The 5,392-nt window shown below is 70.6% G+C and carries 7 protein-coding genes and 1 pseudogene; 4 read left to right on the top strand and 4 right to left on the bottom strand.

Annotated elements, in window-relative coordinates; translation table 11 throughout:
- The 3 genes from CVO76_RS14890 to CVO76_RS14900 all read left to right on the top strand — a co-directional run.
- Positions 1-613: metal ABC transporter solute-binding protein, Zn/Mn family (locus CVO76_RS14890; protein WP_208739950.1), on the top strand; the 613-nt coding region annotated here is incomplete at its 5' end.
- Between the two features lie 79 nt (positions 614-692).
- Positions 693-1,532, top strand: coding sequence for a metal ABC transporter ATP-binding protein (locus CVO76_RS14895; RefSeq protein WP_208739951.1), 840 nt, complete (start codon positions 693-695; stop codon positions 1,530-1,532).
- Positions 1,533-1,534: 2 nt separating this feature from the next.
- The gene (locus tag CVO76_RS14900; RefSeq protein ID WP_133080874.1) at positions 1,535-2,446 is read left to right on the top strand and encodes a metal ABC transporter permease; all 912 of its coding nucleotides are present in this window, start codon (positions 1,535-1,537) and stop codon (positions 2,444-2,446) included.
- A gap of 1 nt (position 2,447) precedes the next feature.
- Here CVO76_RS14900 and CVO76_RS14905 read toward each other — a convergent pair whose 3' ends face one another.
- From CVO76_RS14905 to CVO76_RS14915, 3 genes are all read right to left on the bottom strand, one after another.
- Complete coding sequence (locus CVO76_RS14905; protein ID WP_208739952.1) at positions 2,448-2,987, bottom strand: MarR family winged helix-turn-helix transcriptional regulator; 540 nt, start codon at positions 2,985-2,987, stop codon at positions 2,448-2,450.
- Between the two features lie 66 nt (positions 2,988-3,053).
- A complete protein-coding gene (locus tag CVO76_RS14910) occupies positions 3,054-3,593 on the bottom strand; it encodes a MarR family winged helix-turn-helix transcriptional regulator (RefSeq protein WP_133080872.1) in 540 nt (179 codons plus the stop codon).
- Positions 3,594-3,694: 101 nt separating this feature from the next.
- The gene (locus CVO76_RS14915) at positions 3,695-4,171 is read right to left on the bottom strand and encodes a Fur family transcriptional regulator (RefSeq protein WP_133080871.1); all 477 of its coding nucleotides are present in this window, start codon (positions 4,169-4,171) and stop codon (positions 3,695-3,697) included.
- A 79-nt stretch (positions 4,172-4,250) separates the two neighbouring features.
- Between CVO76_RS14915 and CVO76_RS14920 the strand changes: the two genes are divergently transcribed.
- A complete protein-coding gene (locus CVO76_RS14920; protein ID WP_208739953.1) occupies positions 4,251-4,907 on the top strand; it encodes an MBL fold metallo-hydrolase in 657 nt (218 codons plus the stop codon).
- 4 nt (positions 4,908-4,911) lie between these two features.
- Here the strand turns inward: CVO76_RS14920 and CVO76_RS14925 are convergent.
- Positions 4,912-5,328, bottom strand: a pseudogene (locus tag CVO76_RS14925) (PLP-dependent cysteine synthase family protein); the annotation flags it as partial.
- Positions 5,329-5,392: the final 64 nt, after the last annotated feature.

Below are 5,392 nucleotides of genomic sequence, written 5' to 3' on the forward strand. Positions count from 1 at the left end.
CGTCGAGCTCTCCGGACTCGACGAGGGTGCCGCGGAGGAACACGCCGACGAGGGCGAGCACGCCGGGGAGGAAGGGCACGGGCACGGGGGCTTCAACGAACATGTCTGGTACGACCTGCCCGCCATGGCGAAGCTCGCCGACGCCGTCGCCGACGAGCTCGGCACGCTGGACGAGGCCAACGCGGACGCGTACCGCGACCGGGCCGACGCCTTCATCACGGAACTGCAGTCCGTCCAGGACCGGCTGGCAGCCCTCGCAGCGGAGGGACCCGGCGGCGTCGTGGCCGTGACGGAGCCGGTGCCGGCGTACCTCCTCGAAGCCGCGGGCCTCGAGGACGGGACGCCGGAGGAGTTCGGCGAGGCGATCGAGGAGGAGACCGACGTGCCCGTGGCGGTCCTCGAGGAGATGAAGTCGCTCGTCTCCGGCGGCACGCTCGCCTTCCTTGCCTACAATGGCCAGACGGAGGGGGCGCAGACCGAAGCCGTCCGCGCCGCTGCCGACGAGGCGGGACTCCCTGTCCTCGACTTCACCGAGACGCTGCCCGACGGCGAGGACTACATTTCCTGGATGACGGCCAACACCGATAGCATCGAGGCCGCCCTCCGATCCTGAGGACCACCGCGACGACAGGGTCGGGCCTCCGCCGGTTCGACCCGGTACTCCACCCCCGACAGACTGGAAGCCGCCCCGCATGACCCCGACGACCTCCCGGCCGGCACGCTCCCCGCACGGCGCGGCGGGCAGGCCGGCGATCAGCCTGCGCGGCGCCGCCCTCTCCTTCGGCAGCCGCACGCTGTGGGAGGACCTCGACCTCGACGTGATGCCGGGCGAGTTCTTCGCCGTGCTCGGCCCCAACGGATCGGGGAAGACCAGCTTCCTGAAGGTGCTCCTCGGACTGCAGCCACTCGACTCCGGAACGGCGACCATCGACGGCCGGCCGATCGCCCGCGGCAGCAGGACCCTGGGCTACATCCCGCAGCAGAAGTCCTTCCCGCCCGAGACCCCGCTCCGGGCCCGCGACCTCGTGGGACTCGGCATCGACGGCCATCGGTGGGGAGTGCGGATGCGGAGCCGGAGCCACCGCGACCTGGTCGACGGCCTCCTGCGCGACGTCGGTGCGTCGTCCTACGCGGATGCGCCCGTCGGGCTCCTCTCGGGCGGTGAGCAGCAGCGGCTGCGGGCGGCCCAGGCGCTCGCCACCGATCCGCGCGTGCTCCTGTGCGACGAGCCCCTGCTGTCGCTCGACCTGAACCACCAGCAGGCGGTGAGCTCGCTCATCAACCGGCAGTGCCACGAGAGGCACAGCGCCGTGGTGTTCGTGACCCACGAGATCAACCCGATCATCGACTACGTGGACCGCGTGCTCTACCTCGCGGACGGCAGGTTCCGCGTCGGTTCGCCCGCGGAGGTCATGACGAGCGAGGTCCTGTCGGATCTCTACGACAGCCCGGTCGAGGTCCTGCACAGCAACGGCCGGATCGTCGTCGTCGGACTGCCGGACGCGACCACGCACCACCACGAGGGCGTGTAGGCATGGACGTCCAGGACATCCTCGAGGCCGTCTTCACCTTCGACAACTACGCGCAGCTGCTGCCGCTCGTCCGCAACTCCCTGATCGCCGGAGCCGTGCTGGGCGTGCTGGGCGGGCTCATCGGGACGTTCGTCATGATGCGGGACCTCGCGTTCGCGGTCCACGGCATCGCGGAGCTCTCCTTCGCCGGGGCCGCCTTCGCGCTCCTCGTCGGTGCGAACGTCGTCGCCGGTTCCCTCGTCGGATCGGTGCTCGCCGCCCTCGTCCTCGGGCTGATGGGCATCCGTGCGCGCGACAGGAACTCCATCATCGGCGTCGTCATGCCCTTCGGGCTCGGCCTGGGTATCCTCTTCCTCGCCCTGTACGAGGGGCGCGCGGCCAACAAGTTCGGCCTGCTCACCGGCCAGATCGTCTCGGTCGACGACGTGCAGCTGAACCTGCTCCTGGGGTGCGCCGTCGTGGTCATCGTCGCGCTGATCGCCATCTGGCGGCCGTTGACCTTCGCCAGCGCCGACGCCGATCTCGCAGAGGCCCGCGGCGTACCCGTGCGGGGACTGTCGATCCTCTTCATGGTGCTGCTGGGTGTCTCGGTGGCCCTGTCCATCCAGGTCGTCGGCGCGCTCCTGGTCCTCGCCCTGCTCATCACGCCTGCCGCCGCGGCCCTGAAGGTCACCTCGGCACCGGGGCTCGTCGTGCTCCTCAGCGTGGTCTTCGCCTGCACCTCCGTGGTGGGAGGGATCCTGCTCGCGCTCGGAGGGCGGATCCCGATCAGCCCCTACGTGACGACGATCTCCTTCGCGATCTACCTGGTGTGCCGCCTGGTCGGGTCGCGACGCACCGCCCGCAGGTCGCGGAGAGCAGTCCTGTCGTCCGGGAGAGTCCGAGCTGCGGGAGATGGGCGGCAGGGAGCCTGAGCTAGGGCTCCTGGGTCCGGTCCGGCTGGCTGACGGCGTCCGCGATCGCCTGCTCCATGCTGCGCAGGAAGCGGGTGACGGTCTCGGTCTCCTCGCTGGTCAGGGAGTCCGCCGCGGCCAGGACACCCCGCTTCTCGATGTCGAAGGCCGTCCGGAAATCGTCGGTCGCCTTGTCGCCGGGCTCGAGGAGGACGGCGCGACGGTCCACGGGATGACGTCGCCTGCGGATGAAGCCGGCCCGCTCGAGCCGGTCGATCACCAGGGTGGTCGACGCGCTCGAGATGCCGAGGGCGAGGGCGAGGTCCTTGGGGCTGGCGCCCTGGTCCCGCTGCCATACGCCGAGCAGGTGGCGGAGCGCTCCGAGGTCCGTCTCGTTGATGTTGAGCCGTTGGCTCAGGCGGCGGCGAAGGCCGCTCTCCACCGTCCGGTAGGCCCTCAGGGCATTGAGGACGTCGACACCCGTCGCGGCCTGCCCGGTCCCGCCCTCGTCGGACGGGGGATACCAGTAGCCCGCTCCCTGCCGTGCCTCCGAAGGTTTCATGCCTACATCTTAGACCAACTAGTAGTCAATCTATCTAGGTAAGCCGGGACATTTCCGCGACGGCGCTCAGGCCTGGTGGGCGGCCGGGGTGGGGGAGGGGAACTCGAGGGTCGTCATGGCGACACCCAGGGCGGCGAGGAACCGCGCGATGGTGCGGCATTCCTCGGGTGAGAGTCCGCCGGCGATCGCCATCATCCGCTCGTGCAGGATGCCCATGGTCGAGCGGACCTCGTCATCGGTCGCGGCCGTCGGCCAGATCTCGATCACACGGCCGTCCGTCGGGCTCCGCCGCCGTTCGGCGTGACCGCTCTTCTCGAGGCGGTCGACCAGGACGGTCGTGGCCGCGGTGGAGATCTCGAGCTCGCGTGCCAGCGCGGCCGCGCTGAGCGGATGCCCGGACCGGCCCGCGTGCAGCATGAGGCGCAGCGCCGTCATGTCCGTCTTGCCGAGGTGCATGGAATCGCGGCTCCGGCCCCGCATGAAGCCCTCCGCGTTCCGGTAGCGCCGCACGGCGTCGACGAGTTCATCGACCTGGCCGGCGCGGTCGCTCGGGGAGCCGGCGGGCGTCGGGTCCGCCTCGGACGGGGTGGAGCTGTCGGAAGACATCACCCCTCCAGCGTAATCGACGGCACCGACGCCGTCAGGGCCTCCGGGACGGGAGCGGGGCTCCTTGTCGGGGGCGAGCCCGCGGGGCTGCGCCTCCGAGGTCAGGATCGTCGTGCCGCCGTGCAGTCGGGGCACAGCCCGTGGATCTCGACGGTGTGCGCCGCGTCGGTGAAGCCGTGCTCCGCGGCGATGCGCGCGGCCCACTGCTCCACGGCCGGCGCCTCGATCTCGACGGCCTTCCCGCAGTTCCTGCACAGCAGGTGGTGGTGGTGGTGCTCGACGGCGCAGCGCCGGTAGACGGCCTCGTTGTCACCGTTGCGCAGGACGTCCACCAGGCCGTCCTCGGCCATGGACTGGAGGATGCGGTAGGTCGTCGCGAGCGAGACGGACTCGCCGCGGTCGTGCAGCAGCCGGTGGAGTTCCTGCGTGCTCACGAAGTCGTCCAGCTGGTCGAGCGCAGCGCCGACGGCGACCCGCTGCCGCGTGACGCGCTGTTCGGACCCCTTCCGCGCCGGTGTCTCCTGCTGGGCGGTGGGTCCTGCCGGTGGAACTGCCTCGGATGTCGTTTCAGGCGTCATGTCATACCCTTTCCGCGGGCACTCGGAGGCCCTGGACCAGAGTCAAGATTATCAGCGCTGCCGCCGGTAGTCTGGGCGCATGCTGATGACCAAGTTCTCCCATTCCTGCGTCCGGCTCGAACAGGACGGCTCCGTGCTCGTGATCGATCCGGGGACGTTCTCCGAGATCGAGGAGGCCCTCGCAGGTGCCTCGGCCGTCCTGGTCACGCACGAGCATCCGGACCACATCGACGTGGACCGGGTGGTCGCGGTGCTGTCGGCCGACCCCTCGGTGGAGCTCTGGGCGCCACAGGGTGTCGCGACCGCCGTCACCGAGGGCCTGGGTGATGCCGCGGGGAACCGGATCCACTCCGTGGCGGGGGGCGAGGAGTTCTCGGCAGCGGGCTTCGGCGTGCGGACCTTCGGCGGCCAGCACGCGCTGATCCATCCCCTGATCCCGGTCATCGCCAACGTCGGATTCCTGGTGGGAGCGGTCTACCATCCGGGGGACGCCTTCATCGTCCCGGACGGCGTGGACGTCGGCACGCTCCTCGTACCCGTGCACGCGCCCTGGTCGAAGCTGGCCGAGGTGGTCGACTTCGTGGCGTCGGTCCGTGCGCCCCGCGCCTTCCAGATCCACGACGCCCTCCTGAACGAGACCGGTCTCGGCATGGTGGAGGGCCACGTGACGCGCCTCGGTTCGCGCTACGGCACGTCCTTCCGCCACCTCGCGGTCCGCGAGACCGTCGAGGTCTGACGCGTCAGGCGACGGATCCCGTCGCCGGCCACCTGCCCGACGAGAAGAAGCCCTCGAGGATGCCCAGCGCAGGCGTGGGGTCCAGGCCCTGCCGGGCGAGCCATGCTTCGTCGTCGTACGTGGCGGCGTAGCGGCTCCCCGAGTCGCACATCAGCGAGACGATGCTGCCCGTGCGGCCGTCGGCGATGAGGTCGGCAACGAGCTGCCAGACACCCCACAGGTTCGTGCCGGTGGACGGCCCGGCATGCAGGCCCGTCAGGGTGCGCAGGTGCCGGGCGGCCGCGACGGACGCCGCGTCCGGGACACGGATCATGGTGTCGATCACGGACGGCACGAAGCTCGGCTCGGGGCGCGGCCGGCCGATCCCCTCGATGCGGGACGGCCGCCCCACGGGTCGTGACCCGGGCTCCGCCCACGCGGGAGTGCATATACCGACTCCTTCTGTTGATAAGCAAGCATCTCAACGGAGACCGCGGTCTCTGCAG

The sequence above is a fragment of the Arthrobacter agilis genome (assembly GCF_002953615.1).
Taxonomy (GTDB): domain Bacteria; phylum Actinomycetota; class Actinomycetes; order Actinomycetales; family Micrococcaceae; genus Arthrobacter_D; species Arthrobacter_D agilis_B.